8 protein-coding genes (1 of these 8 only partly in view) are annotated in these 17,510 nt (G+C 70.4%); 1 reads left to right on the top strand and 7 read right to left on the bottom strand.

Going from position 1 to position 17,510, the window contains the following annotated elements:
* Positions 1–10: 10 nt before the first annotated feature.
* From ACTWJ5_RS16920 to ACTWJ5_RS16890, 7 genes are read right to left on the bottom strand one after another with little or no spacing between them, the layout of a single operon-like run.
* The gene (locus ACTWJ5_RS16920) at positions 11–916 is read right to left on the bottom strand and encodes a metal ABC transporter permease (RefSeq protein WP_074985181.1); all 906 of its coding nucleotides are present in this window, start codon (positions 914–916) and stop codon (positions 11–13) included.
* Positions 913–1,662, bottom strand: coding sequence for a metal ABC transporter ATP-binding protein (locus ACTWJ5_RS16915; RefSeq protein ID WP_249916679.1), 750 nt, complete (start codon positions 1,660–1,662; stop codon positions 913–915). Before ACTWJ5_RS16915 ends, ACTWJ5_RS16920 begins: the two co-directional genes overlap by 4 nt.
* Entirely contained in the window at positions 1,659–2,600 is a 942-nt protein-coding gene (locus ACTWJ5_RS16910) for a metal ABC transporter solute-binding protein, Zn/Mn family (protein WP_116423509.1), read from the bottom strand. Before ACTWJ5_RS16910 ends, ACTWJ5_RS16915 begins: the two co-directional genes overlap by 4 nt.
* A gap of 31 nt (positions 2,601–2,631) precedes the next feature.
* A complete protein-coding gene (locus ACTWJ5_RS16905; protein WP_074985174.1) occupies positions 2,632–3,201 on the bottom strand; it encodes a DUF6162 family protein in 570 nt (189 codons plus the stop codon).
* On the bottom strand, positions 3,198–3,530 hold the full coding sequence (locus ACTWJ5_RS16900) for a hypothetical protein (RefSeq protein ID WP_283939431.1): 333 nt from the start codon (positions 3,528–3,530) through the stop codon (positions 3,198–3,200). The genes ACTWJ5_RS16905 and ACTWJ5_RS16900 overlap by 4 nt, the downstream gene beginning before the upstream one ends.
* Positions 3,527–4,066 carry a thiamine pyrophosphate-binding protein gene (locus tag ACTWJ5_RS16895; RefSeq protein WP_074985171.1) on the bottom strand — a complete coding sequence of 180 codons (540 nt, stop codon included), beginning with the start codon at positions 4,064–4,066 and terminating at the stop codon, positions 3,527–3,529. The genes ACTWJ5_RS16900 and ACTWJ5_RS16895 overlap by 4 nt, the downstream gene beginning before the upstream one ends.
* A complete protein-coding gene (locus ACTWJ5_RS16890; RefSeq protein ID WP_074985169.1) occupies positions 4,063–5,250 on the bottom strand; it encodes a PepSY-associated TM helix domain-containing protein in 1,188 nt (395 codons plus the stop codon). The genes ACTWJ5_RS16895 and ACTWJ5_RS16890 overlap by 4 nt, the downstream gene beginning before the upstream one ends.
* Before the next feature lie 279 nt (positions 5,251–5,529).
* On the opposite strand from ACTWJ5_RS16890, the gene ACTWJ5_RS16885 reads away from it, so the two are divergent.
* Positions 5,530–17,510: the 5' portion of a non-ribosomal peptide synthase/polyketide synthase gene (locus ACTWJ5_RS16885; protein ID WP_444436138.1), read on the top strand. The gene runs 403 nt beyond the window's last position; 11,981 of the gene's 12,384 nt are visible here — the first part of the coding sequence; the start codon lies at positions 5,530–5,532; the stop codon falls past the right edge of the window.

Genomic DNA, 17,510 nt, shown 5'->3' with positions numbered 1-17,510 from the left:
TGGGTTCCTTTCATCCGAGGTTGCCCTTGAGCTGCGGCAGGCAGCCACGGGCGACGGCGGCGAGAGTGAAGGCCAGGCCGGCGACCAGGATGATCGCCGCGCCCGAGGGGATCGGCAGGTCGAGGGCGATGGGCAGCAGGATGCCGCTCAGGGTACTGAGGCTGGCGATCAGCACCGACAGCCAGAAGAAGCCGCGCAGCGACTGGCTGACCAGGCGCGCCGCGGCTGCCGGGATCACCAGCAGGGCGCCCACCAGGATCGCCCCGATGACCTTCACCGCGGCCACGGTGACCAGCGTCACCAGGGCCACGAACAGGTAGTCCAGGCGTTTCACCGCCACCCCGCGTACCGCCGCCAACTGCGGGTTGAAGCTGGCCAGCATGATGCGGTTGTACAGCGGCAGGGCCAGGCTTGGCACCAGCACGGCGACCACCGCGAGCACCGCGAGGTCGTGGGCGTTGACCGTCAGCACCGAGCCGAACAGTACGTTCTCCAGGATATGCACGTTGATCTTCCCGGCCAGCACCAGCAGCAGGCTGGCGCCCAGTGCCAGGGACACCGAGAGGAACACCCCGATCAGGGTGTCCGGGGCCAGCCCGGTGCGATTGCGCAGGTAGTTGAGCAGCACGCCGAATAGCAGGCAGTAGCCGAACAGGCTGCCGTAGGGGCCGGTGTAGGGCTCGCCGAGGAGGATGCCGATGGCCACCCCGGTGAGCGCGGCGTGGCCCACCGCTTCGGAGAAGAAGGCGAAGCGCTTGACCACCACCAGGGTGCCCAGGCCGCCAAGCACCGGGCCGATCAGCGCGCCGGCGAGCAGGGCATTGATGACGAAACCGTAGGCCAGGACCTGCGGCAAGTGGCCGGCCGCCGCCCAGGCCTGGATGGCTTGGCGCAAGGCCTCATAGGTGTCGTTCATCGGCTTGCCTCCGGCTTGCGCGGCAGGGTGGAGAACAGCGTGAGCAGGCGTTCCGGGGTCAGGCTGGTGGCCGCCGGGCCGTCGAACAGCAGTTGACGGTTGAGCCCGCTGACGCGGTCGGCCAGGCGTGCCACGGCCTGCAGGTCGTGTTCGATCCACAGCACCGTCACTCCGGCGCGGCGCCAGTCCTGCAGCAGGCGTTCGAAGACCTGGATGCCGCCCTCGTCGAGCGCCGACATCGGTTCGTCCAGCACCAGCAGTTGCGGCGGTGGAACCAGGCCCTGGGCCAGCAGCACGCGCTGGCGCTCGCCGCCGGACAGGGCGCCCATGCGCCGGCCGCGCTTGGCCAGCATGCCGACCCGCTCCAGCGCCGCGTCGATCGCCGGGCGCCGGTTGCGCGACAGGCCGAGGAATGCCGGGCGGCGCTGGCACAGCGCGGCCATGAAGTCGTCCACGGTCAGCGGCAGGCCACGCTCGAACTCCAGCGCCTGCGGCACGTAGCCGACGCAGCCGGGGACGCCGGGCCATTCCAGGCTCAGCTCGCCGCGGTGCGGCATCTGCCCCAGCAGGCTCTTGACGAGCGAGCTCTTGCCACCGCCGTTGGGGCCGACCAGGGCGTGCACGCTGCCGGCCGCCACCTCCAGGCGTACCTCGTCGAGGATGCGGCTGCCGCCCAGCTCCAGGCTGACCCCGGCGAACAGCACCCGTGGCCCGGGCGGCGGGCCCAGTGCCTCGACGGCGGTCATGCGCCGGACTCCTGGATGGCGCGGACCACGGTGTCGAGGTTGCGCGCCATTTCCTGCTCGTACTTGTCGGCGCTGTATTCGCCATAGGAGATGTGCGACAGCGAGTAGAGCTTCACCCCGGACTCGCGCTGGATGGTGTCGACGTAGGTGGAGGGGAAGTCGATCTCCGAGAAGATCACCTTCACGTCCAGTTCTCTGAGTTGGTCGATGGTCTTCTTCAACTGGCTCGGGCTGGGCTCGATGCCGTGGGCTGGCTCCACCACCGCGGTGACCTCCAGGCCGAACTCGCGCAGCAGGTAGTCGTAGGCGCCGTGGATGGTGGCCACGCGGAAGTCCGCCGCCGGCGCCTGGCTCAGCCGGCCCAGGGCCGCGGCACGCAGGGCACGCAGGCGCTGGCCGTAGGCGCGGGCATTGCGCGTGTAGGTGGTGGCGTTGGCCGGGTCGAGCTTGCCCAGTTCGCGGGCGATGGTGTTGACCTGGGTGATGGAGGCGCTGATGGACAGGAAGGTGTGCGGGTTGACCACCTTGCCGGCGCCGCGAGCGGCGGTGCCGGTGGCGGCCAGCAGTGGCACCCGGGCGTTGGCCTCGATGAGCGGGATGGCGGGCTTCTCGCTGGCCTGGATCATGCGCTCGGCGAAATCGTCGTGGCCCACGCCGTTGAGCACCACCACGTCCAGCGTACCGATGCGCTTGATGTCCTCGGCGCGCGGCTCGTAGGCGTGCGGATTGAAGCCGGCCGGGATCAGTGGCACCACCTCGGCCTTGTCGCCGACGATGTTGCTCACGTAGCTGTAGTAGGGATGCAGGGTGATACCGATGCGCAGGCGCTTGGCCGGCTCGGCATGGCCGACCGGCAGCGCCAGGAGCAGCGCCGCGGCCAGCAGTGCGCGGGCGGGGAGGGCGGCGGCCAGGCCGCGCAGAACACGGGAGAAGCGCATGGAAGGGAACCTTCTGTGGAGTCGCTGTGGGTCAATGGCGGTGTTGGCGGGTCACCCCGGCGTCGAACTGGCTGATTACCTGCCGCCAGCCGTCGGCGACCAGCGCCTCGGCGTTCGCCGGTGCCTGCTCTGGCGCTGGCTGCGCGCGGCTAAGCCAGACTTCGGGCTCGCCCTGCGCCGGCAGCAGCAGGAGGAAGGAGCCGATCCCCCCTGCCTGGGCGCTGCGTCCCAGGTAGCGCAGCCCGGCGGCATCGTCGGCCAGACCCCAGGCGTGGCCGCCACGGCTGGCCGCGGCAGCGTCCCGGGTGAACGGCGGGAAGCCCTCGGCGGCCAGTTCGGCGGGGCTTGGCGCGGCGCCCGCTTCGGCCAGGCGGGCCTGGATTTCTTCGGCGGCCACCTGCAGGTCGGCGTAGATACCCTGTTCGGCGGCATTCAGGTCACGCCGCGCGTCCAGCTGGTGCGCGACGGGCGCGGTGGTCGCGTGGCGTTCCTGGCGCAGGGCGATGGCGGTGGCGGCAAGCAGAACGATCAGCAGCGCGCCGAGCAGCACGTAGAGGGTTTCATGGCCGGCACCGGCCGGGCGAACGATCTGTACGCTCATGGCGTTGGAATGTCGGCGTGGTCGATTTCCACCACGTGCCCGGGGCCGGCGTCGAACAGCACGTAGAACTCGCCCTCGGGGCGCTCGAAGGTGAGGGTGGAGTCTTCGCCGAGCTTGCCCGGCACCAGGATGCGCTCGTCGTAGCCGATCACGTCGAGAGTCACCCCCGGGGCGCCGCTGCCGTCGGAAAAACCGCCCTTGCAGCGGATCTTGCCGGCGTCCACGCCTTCGCATTCGCAGACGGGGTTGTGCGCTTGGGCGGTACCGGCCAGTCCAAGCAGTAGGGCCGCCAGTGCCAGACGGCGCAGGCGAGTGGAAGCGGCGATCATGGTTTTCCTCGTTGTTTCAGCCAGGCCAGGGTGGCCGGAGAGGCGACGGAGAGCGGCACGGCGGCCTGGTGCACCGAGCCGTCCCAGCCCTCCAGGGTGATCCACAGTTCGGCATCGCTGCCGGTGCGCGGCGGGATCGGCAGCGAGGCGCCCATTCGGTAGGGCGAGCCGAAGAAGATTGCGCCGGCAGTGCGCAGGCTGCGTGGCTTGCCTACGCGCAGGTAGGCCGCGCGCACCTGGGGAATGCATGCGGCGCAGAGCGCTGCGTTGAACTCCTTGAGGTAGCCGGCCGGGCCCTCGTTGTGCGGGGCGGCATCGTGCAGCTCGGCCAGGCGCAGGCTCCAGGGGCCGACCTGGAACTCGCCGAACTCGCGCTCGCCGAGGCCGCTGGTGCCGCGGAACAGCGCCACGTCGGCGAAGTAGCGCGGCATGAAGGCCAGCGGCACCAGCACCAGCAGCACGTTGAGATGGAAGCGCCAACGCAGCCACAGGCTCCGCAGCGGCGAGGCGACCGGCAATGTGGCGGGTTTGTTCATGGCCGGCCCTCCAGCGCCTGGTCCATCGGCGCCGGCCCGGGCGGGCGCGGTGCCCGGCGCTGGCGCTTGACCAGCGCGGCGGTGGCCTGGGCGGTGCGCTTGCTCCAGATCAGCAGGCCGCTGAGCACCATCAGGCTGAGGATCAGGCCGAACACGAACCACACCAGCTTCAGCCAGATGCCGCCGAAGTCGCCGGTGTGCAGCGGGCGCATCGACTCGGTGACGAACTCCAGCGCGCTGCGGTCGCTGAGCAGGTGGGTGGACTCGATGCGCCCGGTGTAGGGGTTGACTGCCACCGTCTGGTACATCAGCGGGTACCAGCCGCGGCCCTCGACGTAGATCGGGCTGTAGGCGTTGGATGGCAGGGCCACGTCGCTGGCCTGAAGGCTCGGTACGCTTCGCTGGGCGATGCGCACCGCCTCGTCGAGGCTAAGCGGCGGGGCGGTTTCGCCCTGCGGCACGTCGGCTCGGGCGATTACCGGCGGCACTCCCTGGGTGGACAGGGTGACGTGGTTGTCGGCCAGCAGCGCCTGGATCAGGAACCAGGTGCCGGTGATGGAAATGACCGCGATGAACCAGATCGACCAGATGCCACCCAGCCGGTGCAGGTCGCCCCAGAAGATCCGCGCGCCCTGATTCAGGCGCAGGCGCGGGTTGAGGAAGCCGCGCCAGAAGCGCTTGTAGACCACCAGCCCGGTGACCAGCGAGGCGAGCATCGGCAGGCCCAGCACCGAGACCAGGTACCAGCCCCAGCTGTAGCCGTGGTTGAACGGCACCAGCCACCAGCCGTGCAGGGCGCGAGTGAACTGGCGGAAGTCAAAGTTCGTGCTTTGCCCCTGGATCGTCCCGCTGTAGGGGTTGACGTACAGGCTGGCGCGCGAGCCGTCGGGGAAGCTGACCCGGGCGGTGAGGGCGAAATGGTTCTCCTGCGGGAAGTTCAGCGTCTCCACGCGGATCTCCGGCTGCTGCCGGGCGATCGCCGCCAGTAACTGGTCGAAGCTGAGTTCCTGGGCGTCGGCGCTGGGCATGCTGGCGCGCACCTCCGGCTTGGCCAGCCAGACGAGTTCCTGGCTGACCACCGCCAGGGTGCCGGTCAGGCACACCAGCAGGACGAAGAACCAGATGGGCAGGGCCAACCAGCTGTGGACGAGGAACCAGAGTCTTGAACGGGACTTCTTTGCCATGGGGGTTCTGCAGGCTTTCGCTGGGGCTCATGGGCGGCATCGGTGGCTGCGCGCAATGCTCGTTATTCGGGTGAAACGAGGTGCTGCGCGGGGAATTTAGGGGTAGATGCAAAAAAACTTTTGTCTTGCATAAGTCGCTGATAGTTCGGGGAAATCCCACTGGTCGCAAGACCCGCTCCTGCCTCTCTCGCAGGGTAATTTTCCCCGTACCTGGTCCGTTCCCCCTTGAGTCCACTCGAGCCCAAGGCGCTCGCTGCCCACGTGCACGGAAGAGAACCGATGAACGCAGACCACTCCCTGAAACTCGCCCGCCGCTTTATCGAGCTGCCCCCGGAAAAACGTCGGATGTTCCTCGACAGCCTGGGCGCCGAGGGAGTCGACTTCTCGCTGTTCCCGATTCCGGCCGGGGTGGAGAGCGCCGAGCGCAAGCGGCCTTCCTACGCCCAGCAGCGCATGTGGCTGCTCTGGCAGCTGGACCCGCACAGCGGCGCCTACAACCTGCCCGGCGCCGTGCGCCTGCAAGGGGCGCTGGACCGCCAGGCCCTGGAGCGCGCCTTCGCCAGCCTGGTGGAGCGCCACGAGACCCTGCGCAGCGTCTTCGTCGCGGATGCGGACGGCACCCCGTTGCTGGCGCCCATGCCCGGCGAGCTGCAGGTGGCCTACGAGGACTTCGGCGCCCTGGCCGCGGATGAACGGGAAGCGCGCGTGCGCGAGGAAGCCCAGCGCGAGTCGCTGCAGAGCTTCGACCTGGGCCGCGGCCCGCTGCTGCGGGTGCGCCTGATCCGCCTGGGCGAGCAGGAACACGTGCTGTTGCTGACGCTGCACCACATCGTCTCCGACGGCTGGTCGATGAACCTGCTGATCGAGGAATTCGGCCGCCTCTACAGCGCCTATGCCGAGGGCCGCGAGGCGCAGCTGTCGGCGCTGCCGGTGCAGTACGCCGACTACGCCCTTTGGCAGCGCAGCTGGCTGGAGGCCGGTGAGCAGGAACGCCAGCTGGACTACTGGCGCAAGCAGCTTGGCGAGCATCACCCGGTGCTGGAGCTGCCGGCCGACCACCCGCGCCCGGCCCAGGCCAGCTACCGCGGCGCCCGCTACGAATTCGCCGTAGAACCTGCACTGGCCGAAGCCCTGCGCGCCGCCGCGCGGCAGCAGGGGCTGACGCTGTTCATGCTGCTGCTGGGCGGCTTCGACGTGCTGCTGCAACGCTACAGCGGCGAGGGCGACCTGCGCGTCGGCGCGCCCATCGCCAACCGCAACCGCGCCGAGGTGGAAGGGCTGATCGGCCTGTTCGTCAACACCCAGGTGCTGCGCGCGGTATTCGACGCGCAGACGCCGGTGCAGGGCCTGCTGGCCCAGGTGCGCGACAGCGTGCTGGGCGCCCAGGCCCACCAGGACCTGCCGTTCGAACGCCTGCTGGAGGCCTTCCAGGTGGAGCGCAGCCTCAGCCACAGCCCGCTGTTCCAGGTGATGTACAACCATCAGCCGCAGGTGGCCGACATCGAGGCCCTGGACGACGTGGCCGGCCTGCGCCTGAGCCGCCTGGACTGGCAGAGCCGCACCACCCAGTTCGACCTTTCCCTGGACACCTACGAAAAGGGCGGCCGCCTGTACGCCGCGCTGACCTACGCCACCGACCTGCTCGAGCCGGCGACCATCGAGCGCATGGCGCGGCACTGGCAGAACCTGCTGCGAGCGATGATCGACGACCCGCAGCGCGCGGTCGGCGAGCTGCCGATGCTGGATGTCGGCGAGCGCGAACTGATCCTGCAGCAGTGGAACGCCACGGCCACGGAGTACCCGCTGCAACGCGGCGTGCACCAGCTGTTCGAGGAACAGGCCGAGCGCTACCCGGATGCACCGGCGCTGGCCTTCGGCGAGCAACGCCTGAGCTATGCGGAACTGAACCGCCGGGCCAACCAGCTTGCCCACTTGTTGAAAGCGCATGGCGTCGGCCCGGACAGCCTGGTGGGCATCGCGGTGGAGCGCTCCATCGAGATGGTCGTCGGCCTGATGGCCATCCTCAAGGCTGGCGGCGCCTACGTGCCGCTGGACCCGGAATACCCCGCCGAGCGCCTGGCCTACATGCTGGAAGACAGCGGCGTGAAGCTGCTGCTGAGCCAGTCGCACCTCGATCTGCCGCTGGCCGAGGGCGTGCAGCGTATCGATCTGGATCAGGACGGCGATTGGCTGGAAGGCTACAGCGACGCCAACCCCGCTGTGACCCTGGACGGCGAGAACCTCGCCTACGTGATCTACACCTCCGGCTCCACTGGCAAGCCCAAGGGCGCGGGCAACCGCCATCGCGCACTGACCAACCGGCTGTGCTGGATGCAGGAAGCCTATGGCCTCAACGCCGGCGACACGGTATTGCAGAAGACGCCCTTCAGCTTCGACGTCTCGGTCTGGGAGTTCTTCTGGCCGCTGATGACTGGCGCTCGCCTGGTGGTCGCAGCACCGGGCGATCACCGCGATCCGGCGAAGCTGGTGGAGCTGATCAACCGCGAAGGTGTCACCACGCTGCACTTCGTGCCTTCGATGCTGCAGGCCTTCCTGCAGGACGCCGCAGTCACCAGTTGCTCCAGCCTGAAACGCATCATCTGCAGCGGCGAGGCGCTGCCGGTGGATGCCCAGCAACAGGTCTTCGCCAAGCTGCCGCAAGCCGGCCTGTACAACCTCTACGGCCCCACCGAAGCCGCCATCGACGTCACCCACTGGACCTGTGTGGAGGAGGGCAAGGACGCCGTCCCGATCGGCCAGCCCATCGCCAACCTGGGCTGCCATATCCTCGACGGCAATCTGGAACCCGTACCGGTAGGCGTGCTGGGCGAGCTGTATCTGGCCGGTGAAGGCCTGGCCCGCGGCTACCACCAGCGCCCGGCGCTGACCGCCGAACGCTTCGTCGCCAGCCCCTTCGCGGCTGGCGAGCGCATGTACCGCACCGGCGACCTGGCCCGCTACCGCGTCGACGGCGTGATCGAGTACGCCGGCCGCATCGACCACCAGGTGAAGCTGCGCGGCCTGCGCATCGAACTGGGCGAGATCGAGGCGCGCCTGCTGGAACACGAATCGGTGCGCGAAGCGGCGGTGCTGGCCGTGGACGGCAAGCAACTGGTCGGCTACGTCGTGCTCGATGCCGAGCAGGACGACTGGCGCGAAACCCTGGCCGCGCACCTGGCCAGCAGCCTGCCGGAATACATGGTCCCGGCGCAGTGGCTTGTTCTGGAACAGATGCCCCTGAGCCCCAACGGCAAGCTCGACCGCAAGGCCCTGCCCAAGCCCGACGCGACCGTGGCCCAGACCGACTACGTGGCACCGCGCAACGAGGTGGAGCAGCGCCTGGCGGCCATCTGGCAGGACCTGCTGGGCATTCCCCAGGTCGGCCTGGACGACAACTTCTTCGCCCTGGGCGGCGATTCCATCATCGCCATCCAGGTGGTCAGCCGGGCGCGCCAGGCGGGGCTGCAGCTGAGCCCGCGCGACCTGTTCCAGCACCAGAGCGTGCGCGGCCTGGCCCAGGTGGCCCAGCCCCTCGCCGCCGCGGTGGAGCAAGGCCCCGCCCGGGGCGAGGCGGCCCTGGCTCCGGTGCAGCATTGGTTCTTCGAGCAAGCCATCCCCGAGCGCCAGCACTGGAACCAGTCGCTGCTGCTGCAGGCCCGCCAGCCGCTGGACGGCGAGCGCCTGGAGCGCGCGCTGCTGCGCCTGCTGGCGCACCACGACGCCCTGCGCCTGCGCTTCCGCCAGGAAGACGGTGTATGGCGCCAAGCCTATGCCGAACAGGCCGAAAGCCCGCTGTGGCGCCGCCAGGCCGCTTCACCCGAGGCGCTGGCCGCGCTCTGCGAAGAAGCCCAGCGCAGCCTGGACCTGCAACAGGGCCCGCTGCTGCGCGCGCTGCTGGTGGACCTGGCCGACGGCAGCCAGCGCCTGCTGCTGGCGATCCACCACCTGGTGGTGGACGGCGTGTCCTGGCGCATCCTGCTGGAGGACCTGCAGCACCTGTACGCACAGCCGGACGCCGAGCTGCCGCCGCGCAGCAGCGCCTACCAGGCCTGGACCCGCCAGTTGCAGGAACAGGCCCGACAACGCCAAGGCGAGCTGGCCTACTGGCAGGCGCAACTGGCCGACGCCCCGCGCACCCTGCCATGCGACAACCCGCAAGGCGCGCTGGAAAAGCGCCACGAATGCAAGCTCGCCCTGACCCTCGATACCGAGCGCACCCGTCAGCTGCTGCAGGAAGCCCCGGCGGCCTACCGCACCCAGGTCAACGACCTGCTGCTGACCGCCCTGGCCCGGGTGATCTGCCGCTGGAGCGGCGAGGCCAGCGTGCTGGTGCAACTGGAAGGCCACGGCCGCGAGGACCTGGGCGGCGGGCTGGACCTGAGCCGCAGCGTCGGCTGGTTCACCAGCCTGTTCCCGCTGCGCCTGGCCCCGGCCGCCGACCTCGGCGCCTCGATCAAGGCGGTCAAGGAACAGCTGCGCGGCGTGCCGGACAAGGGCGTCGGCTACGGCCTGCTGCGCTACCTGGGCGGCGCCGAAAGCGCCCAGGCCCTGGCGGCGTTGCCGCAGCCGCGCATCACCTTCAACTACCTGGGCCAGTTCGACCGCCAGTTCGACGAAAGCGCGCTGTTGGTGCCGGCCGCGGAAAGCGCCGGCCAGGCCCAGGACCCGCGCGCGCCGCTGGCCAACTGGCTGAGCATCGAAGGCCAGGTCTACGGCGGCGAGCTGAACCTGAGCTGGGCGTTCAGCCAGGAGATGTTCGCAGAGGCCAGCGTGCAGCGCCTGGTGGACGACTACGCGCGCGAACTGCAAGCGCTCATCGACCACTGCCGCGACCCGCGCCACGCCGGGGCGACGCCCTCGGACTTCCCCCTGGCCGGGCTGGACCAGGCGCAACTGGACGCGCTGCCGCTGGCACTCGGCGAAATCGACGACCTCTATCCACTATCGCCGATGCAGCAGGGCATGCTGTTCCACAGCCTCTACGAGCAGGACAGCGAGCAGTACGTCAACCAATTGCGCCTGGACATCGAGGCGCTGGATCCGCAGCGCTTCCGCCAGGCCTGGCAGGCTACCCTGGATGCCCACGACATCCTGCGTACCGGTTTCCTCAGCGAGGGCGACCTGGCGCAGCCGCTGCAGGCGGTGCTGCGCCACGTCGAACTGCCGTTCGAGACACTGGACTGGCGCGGCCGCGCCGATTGCGCCGTGGTCCTCGACCGGCTCGCCGAGCAGGAACGCCAGCGCGGTTTCGACCTGCGCCAGCCGCCGCTGATGCGCCTGCAACTGGTGCGTTGCGACGAGCAGCGCTACCACCTCGTGCACACCTACCACCACATCCTGCTGGACGGCTGGAGCAATGCGCAGCTGCTCGGCGAAGTGCTGGAGCGCTACGCCGGGCGTGCCCCGGGCGGCAGCCCCGGGCGCTTCCGCGACTACATCGGCTGGCTGCAGGCGCAGGACAAGGCCGCCAGCGAGGCTTTCTGGAAAGGCCAGTTGGCCGAGCTGCAGGAGCCGACCCGCCTGGCCCAGGCCGCGGCGCCGCAGCCGCGCGCCGGCGAGGCCGGCATGCGCAGCCTGCAATGGACCCTGGAGCCGGCGCATACCGAGCGCCTGAAACGCTTCGCCGTGGGTCACCAGGTGACTCTCAACAGCCTGCTGCAGGCAGCCTGGGCGCTGCTGCTGCAGCGCTACAGCGGCCAGGACTGCGTGGCCTTCGGCGCCACGGTCGCCGGCCGCCCGGCGCAGCTGCCGGGCATCGAGCGGCAGATCGGGCTGTTCATCAACACCCTGCCGGTGGTCGGCAGTCCGGCGCCGCAGCTGACGGTGGCGGCCTGGCTGCGGGCGGTACAGGCGCAGAACCTGGCGCTGCGCGAGCAGGAACACACGCCGCTGGTGGACATCCAGCGCTGGGCCGGCCTGGGCGGCGAGGCGCTGTTCGACAGCCTGCTGGTGTTCGAGAACTATCCGGTGGCCGAGGTGCTGGCGCGCGGCGCCGGCGAGGGCCCGCGTTTCGGCGCCCTGGCCAGCCACGAGCAGACCAACTACCCGCTGACCGTTGCCCTGGGCCTGGGCGCCGGCCTCAGCCTGCACTACAGCTACGACAGCGCGCTGTTCAGCGAGGAGGGCGTGACGCGCCTGCACCGCCACTGGCTGAACCTGATCGAGGCGTTCATCGCCGACCCGCAGCAGCCGCTGGGGTGCATCGGCCTGCTCGATGCCGACGAGCAGCGGCAGCTCCGTGCGCTCTGGGACCGGACCGGCGCCGGCTACCCGCGCCAGCGCCTGGTGCACCAGCTGGTGGCCGACCAGGCGCGGCGCACGCCGCAGGCCACCGCGCTGCTGTTCGGCGACAGCAGCCTCAGCTTTGCTGAGCTGGACCGTCGCGCCAACCGCCTGGCCCACTCGCTGATCGCCCGTGGCGTCGGCCCCGAGGCGCGGGTGGCCATCGCCCTGCCACGCAGCCTGGAAAGTGTGGTGGCCTTCCTCGGCGTGCTCAAGGCCGGCGGAGCCTACGTGCCGCTGGACATCGAGTATCCCCGCGAACGCCTGCTGTACATGATGCAGGACAGCCGCGCGCAGCTGCTGCTCAGCGACAGCCGCCTGCTGCCGCGCCTGCCGCTACCCGAAGGGCTGACCAGCCTGGCCCTGGACCGCGACCTCGACTGGCACGCCGGCCCCGACCACGAACCGCAGACGGACCTGGCCGGCGGCAACCTGGCCTATGTCATCTACACCTCCGGTTCCACCGGCCTGCCCAAGGGCGTGGCGGTGGAGCACGGGCCGCTGGCCGCGCACATCCTGGCCAACGGCGAGCGCTACGAAATGACCCCGGACGACTGCGAGATGCACTTCATGTCGTTCGCCTTCGACGGCGCCCACGAGGGTTGGATGCACCCGCTGGTGTACGGCGCGCGGGTGCTGGTGCGCGAGGACGAGCTGTGGCTGCCGGAACAGGCCTACGAGAAGCTGCGCCACTACGGGGTAACGGTGGCCGTGTTCCCGCCGGTGTACATGCAGCAACTGGCCGAGCACGCCGAGCGCGTCGGCAATCCGCCGCCGGTGCGCATCTACTGCTGCGGCGGAGACGCGGTGGCCCAGACCAGCTACGACCTGGCCTGGCGTGCGCTGCAACCGAAGTACCTGTTCAACGGCTACGGTCCGACCGAGACGGTGGTCACCCCGCTGCTCTGGAAAGCGCGCCGCGGCGACCCCTGTGGCGCCGCCTACATGCCCATCGGCGAGCTGATCGGCAATCGTTGCGGCTACATCCTCGACCCGCAGCTCAACCCGCTGCCTATCGGCGTGGCGGGCGAGCTGTACCTGGGCGGCGAGGCCGTGGCCCGCGGCTACCTGGAGCGCCCGGCGCTGACCGCCGAGCGTTTCGTCCCGGACCCCTTCGGCGCCCCCGGCAGCCGCCTGTACCGCAGTGGCGACCTGACCCGTGGCCGCGCCGACGGCTTGGTCGACTACCTCGGCCGGGTCGATCACCAGGTGAAGATCCGAGGCTTCCGCATCGAGCTGGGCGAGATCGAGGCACGCCTGCGCGAGCTGCCGGCGGTGCGCGAGGCGGTGGTGGTGGCCCAGAGTGGCGGCAGCGGCATGCAGTTGGTCGGCTACGTGGTGCCGCAGGATGCCGCCCTGGCGGCGCCGGGCAATGCCCAGGCGGCCTGCCGTACGGCGCTGCGAGAGGCCCTGCGGGAGCGGCTGCCGGAATACATGCTGCCGGCGCACCTGCTTTTCCTCGAGCGCATGCCGCTGACGCCCAACGGCAAGCTCGACCGCAAGGGCTTGCCAGTGCCCGTCGCGCAGGAGCAACAGGGCGCCTACGTGGCCCCGCGCAACGAACTGGAAAAACGCCTGGCGGCGATCTGGGCCGATGTCCTGGGGTTGCCGCAGGTGGGCGTGGACGACAACTTCTTCGAGATCGGCGGCGACTCGATCGTCTCCCTGCAACTGGTCAGCCGCGCGCGCCAGGCCGGCATCCACTTCACCCCCAAGGCGCTGTTCCAGGCGCAGAGCATCGCCGAGCTGGCACCGCTGGCCAGCCTCGGTGGCGCCGTCGGCATCGACCAGGGGCCGGTGCGCGGTGCCACGCCGCTGCTGCCGGTGCAGCGGGCGTTCTTCGCCGAGGCCATCCCTGAGCGCCACTGGTGGAACCAGTCGGTGCTGCTGAAGGTGCGTGAGCGCCTCGATGCCGGAGCGCTGGAACGCGCTCTGCAGGCCGTGGTGGAGCACCATGACGCGCTGCGTCTGAACTTCCGCGAGGAACAGGGCAACTGGCGCGCCGAGCACCAGGCCGAGGTGGCCCAGGGGCTGCTGCGCCAGGTCGAGATGGCCGGCGACGAGGTGTTGCGCCGGCACGCCGAGGCCGCCCAGCGCAGCCTGGACCTGGTCCAGGGGCCGTTGCTGCGTGCGCTGCTGGCCACTCAGGCGGACGGCAGCCAGCGCCTGCTGCTGGTGATCCACCACCTGGTGGTGGATGGGGTGTCCTGGCGCGTGCTCTTCGAGGACCTGCAAGGCGCCTACCGTCAGGCCGAGGCCGGGCAGGCCATCGTCCTGCCAGCCAAGACCAGCGCCTTCAAGCACTGGGCCGAACGCCTGCAGGCCCATGCCGCCAGCGGCGCGTTGGAGGCCGAGCGCGGCTACTGGCTGGAACAGCTGCGTGGCCTTGACCTCGCCTTGCCCGTCGCCAACCCCGAGGGCGATCAGACCAACCGTCATGCCCGTTCGGTACACACCGAGCTGGATGCCGAGGCCACCCGCCGTCTGTTGCAGGAAGCGCCGGCGGCCTACCGCACCCAGGTCAACGACCTGCTGCTGACCGCGCTGGCGCGGGTGATCTGCCGCTGGACCGGGCAGCCCGAAACCGCCGTGCTGCTCGAAGGCCACGGCCGCGAGACACTGTTCGACGACATCGACCTGAGCCGCACGGTCGGTTGGTTCACCAGCGTCTTCCCGCTGCGCCTGAGCCCGGCGGGTGAGCCGGGCGAAGCGCTCAAGCGCGTCAAGGAACAACTGCGCGCGGTGCCGAACAAGGGGCTCGGCTTCGGCCTGCTGCGCCATCGCGAGGGCGAGATCGAGCTGGCCGGGCTGGCGCAGCCGCGCATCACCTTCAACTACCTGGGCCAGTTCGACGCCAGCTTTGCCGCCGCCCAGGACGCGCTCTTCGTGCCCAGCGGCGAGGCCGCCGGCGCCGACCAGAGCCCCGACGCGCCCATGGCCAACTGGCTGGCGCTCAACGGCCGGGTCTATGGCGGGCAGTTGCGCATCGACTGGAGCTTCAGCGGCGAGCGCTTCGCCGAGGCCGACATCCAGGCCCTGGCCGACGCCTACGCCGAGGAACTGCGCGTGCTGCTGGCGCACTGCTGCGCGGCGCCGGGGCAGGGCGCCACGCCCTCTGACTTCCCCCTGGCACACCTGCGGCAGGAGCAGCTGGATCACCTGCCGTTGGCCCTCGGCGAAATCGACGACCTCTACCCGCTGTCGCCGATGCAGCAGGGCATGCTGTTCCACAGCCTGTACCGGCAGGACGCCGGCGACTACATCAACCAGCTGCGCCTGGACGTGGAGGGCCTGGACCCGCAGCGCTTCCACCAGGCCTGGCAGGCCGTGCTGGACGCCCACGACAGCCTGCGCACCGGCTTCCTCTGGCAGGGCAGCGAGGTGCCGCTGCAATTTGTCCGCCGCCATGTCGAGATGCCCTGCAGCCTGGTCGACTGGCGCGGTCGCGCGGACCTCACCGAGGCCCTCGACGGCTTGGCCGCCGCCGAGCGCGAGCAGGGCTTCGACCTCGGTCGCGCCCCACTGCTGCGCCTGGCGTTGGTGCGCAGCGGCGAACATGCCTGGCACCTGATCTACACCAATCACCACATCCTCATGGACGGCTGGAGCAACGCGCACCTGCTCGGCGAGGTGCTGCAGCGCTACCACGGCGCCGAGCCGCGGCGCCCGGCGGGACGCTACCGTGACTACATCGCCTGGCTGCAGGCGCGTGACGCGCAGCGCGATGAAGCCTTCTGGCGCGAACAGCTACGTCCGCTGGAGGAGCCCACCCGACTGGCCCGCGCCCTGGTTGCCGGCGAGCTGGGTGGCAGCGGCCACGCCGAGTTCCGCTGCGAGCTGGATGCCGAGCGGACCCGCGACCTGGCCGAGTTCGCCCGGGCCCAGAAAGTCACTCTCAACACCCTGGTGCAGGCCGCCTGGCTGCTCCTGTTACAGCGTTGCAGCGGCCAGGCCACGGTGGCCTTCGGCGCCACCGTGGCGGGTCGACCGGCAGACTTGCGCGGTGTCGAGGAACAGGTCGGGCTGTTCATCAACACCCTGCCGGTGATCGCCAGCCCGCGCGCCGAGCAGCCCCTCGGGCAGTGGCTGCAGCAGGTGCAGGAGCAGAACCTGGCCTTGCGCGAGCACGAGCACACGCCACTGTACGACATTCAGCGCTGGGCCGGGCAGGGCGGCGAGGCGCTGTTCGACAACATCCTGGTGTTCGAGAACTATCCGGTGGCCGCCGTGCTCCAGGAACAGGCCAGCGAAGGCCTGACCTTCGGCGCCATGGCCAGCCACGAGCAGACCAACTACCCGTTGAGCCTGGGCGTCAACGCTGGCAGCACCCTGGAGCTGCAGTACGGCTACGACCGTGCGCACTTCACCGCGGCCGCCATCGAGCGCCTGGACCGTCAACTGACGCACCTGCTGGCGCAGATGCCGGCGCTTGGCGCGCAGGCCGCGCTGGGCGAGTTCGAACTCATCGAGGGCGAACAACGCCAGCGCCTGCTGCGCGACTGGGCGTACAACCCCGGGCGCTACGCCGACGAGCGCGACGTCGAACTGCGCTTCGCCGAGCAGGCCGCGTGCCAGCCGACGGCCTGCGCGCTGCTGTTCGATGGCCGCGAACTCAGCTATGGCGAGCTGAACGCCCGCGCCAACCGCCTGGCGCACCGCCTCATCGAGGCTGGTGTCGGCCCCGACGTGCTGGTGGGCGTTGCCATGGAGCGTGGCCTGGAGCTGGTGGTGGCATTGCTGGCGGTGCTCAAGGCCGGCGGCGCCTACGTGCCGCTGGACCCGGACTATCCGGCCGAGCGCCTGGGCTACATGATCCAGGACAGCGGCCTGCGCCTGCTGCTGGGCCAGGCCGAGTTGCTGGCCGGCCTGGCGCTGCCGGCGTCGCTGGCGTGCCTGGCGCTGGACGACGAGGCCACCTGGACCGCCCACCCGGCCCATGACCCGGCGCCGCGCGCGCAGCCGGCCAACCTCGCCTACGTGATGTTCACCTCCGGCTCCAGCGGTCGGCCCAAGGGCGTGGCCATCAGCCGCCAGGCCCTGGCCCGCCACGTCGAAGTGGCGGCGGACTTCTACGGCATCGACCGCGAGGACCGCATGCTGCAGTTCTCCAGCTTCAGCTTCGACGCCTTCGTCGAGCAGCTCTACCCGCCACTGGCCCGGGGCGCCTCGGTGGTGCTGCGTGACGCACAGGTGTGGGACAGCGAGACGCTGTATCGGCAGATCCTCGACCTGGGCATCACCACCTTGTACCTCACTGCGGCGTACTGGGGCATGCTCGCCCGCGACTTCGCCGCGCGCGGCCCTCGCGACTATGGGCGCCTGCGCCAGGTCCACAGCGGCGGCGAGGCCATGCCGCCGGAAGGCCTGGCGGCCTGGCGCGCAGCCGGGCTGCAGCACGTGCGCCTGCTCAACACCTACGGCCCCACCGAGGCCACGGTCACGGTCACCAGTCTGGACTGCGCCGCCTACCTGAACGGCGCCGCCGCGCTGCCGGCCAGTCTGCCGATCGGCCGCACCCTGCCCGGGCGCGCCCTGTACGTGCTCGACGGCGCCGGCCAGCCGGTGGCCGAAGGCGTGGTGGGCGAACTGGCGGTGGGCGGCGAACTGCTCGCCCGCGGCTACCACGGCCGCCCGGGGCTGACCGCCGAGCGCTTCGTGCCCGATCCGTTCGGCGCTCCCGGCCGGCGCCTGTACCGCACCGGCGACCTGGCGCGCTGGAGCGCCGACGGCGTGCTGGAGTACCTCGGCCGCGCCGACCAACAGGTGAAGATCCGCGGCTACCGCATCGAGCCGGGTGAGATCGAGGCCTGCCTGGGCGAACACCCGGCCCTGGCCCGGGCCCTGGTACTGGCGCTACCCGCAGCCGGCGGCCTGCAGCTGGTGGCCTACGCGGTGCCGCGCGCGTGGCCCGGCGACACCGAGGACCTGCGCACCCGCCTGGCCGCGCACCTGCGCGAGCGCCTGCCGGAATACATGCT

Source organism: Pseudomonas sp. A6 (assembly GCF_052367875.1).
Classification (GTDB): domain Bacteria; phylum Pseudomonadota; class Gammaproteobacteria; order Pseudomonadales; family Pseudomonadaceae; genus Pseudomonas; species Pseudomonas citronellolis.
Note: the sequence above shows the minus strand (reverse complement) of the source record. Positions and strands in the feature narration are given on the sequence as shown.

What these genes read in the sequence shown, in the direction of transcription:
- ACTWJ5_RS16905 (WP_074985174.1), bottom strand. Translation starts at nt 3,201, where the DNA reads ATGAGCGTACAGATCGTTCGCCCGGCCGGTGCCGGCCATGAAACCCTC.
- ACTWJ5_RS16895 (WP_074985171.1), bottom strand. Translation starts at nt 4,066, where the DNA reads ATGAACAAACCCGCCACATTGCCGGTCGCCTCGCCGCTGCGGAGCCTG.
- ACTWJ5_RS16910 (WP_116423509.1), bottom strand. Translation starts at nt 2,600, where the DNA reads ATGCGCTTCTCCCGTGTTCTGCGCGGCCTGGCCGCCGCCCTCCCCGCC.
- ACTWJ5_RS16900 (WP_283939431.1), bottom strand. Translation starts at nt 3,530, where the DNA reads ATGATCGCCGCTTCCACTCGCCTGCGCCGTCTGGCACTGGCGGCCCTA.
- ACTWJ5_RS16915 (WP_249916679.1), bottom strand. Translation starts at nt 1,662, where the DNA reads ATGACCGCCGTCGAGGCACTGGGCCCGCCGCCCGGGCCACGGGTGCTG.
- ACTWJ5_RS16920 (WP_074985181.1), bottom strand. Translation starts at nt 916, where the DNA reads ATGAACGACACCTATGAGGCCTTGCGCCAAGCCATCCAGGCCTGGGCG.
- ACTWJ5_RS16890 (WP_074985169.1), bottom strand. Translation starts at nt 5,250, where the DNA reads ATGGCAAAGAAGTCCCGTTCAAGACTCTGGTTCCTCGTCCACAGCTGG.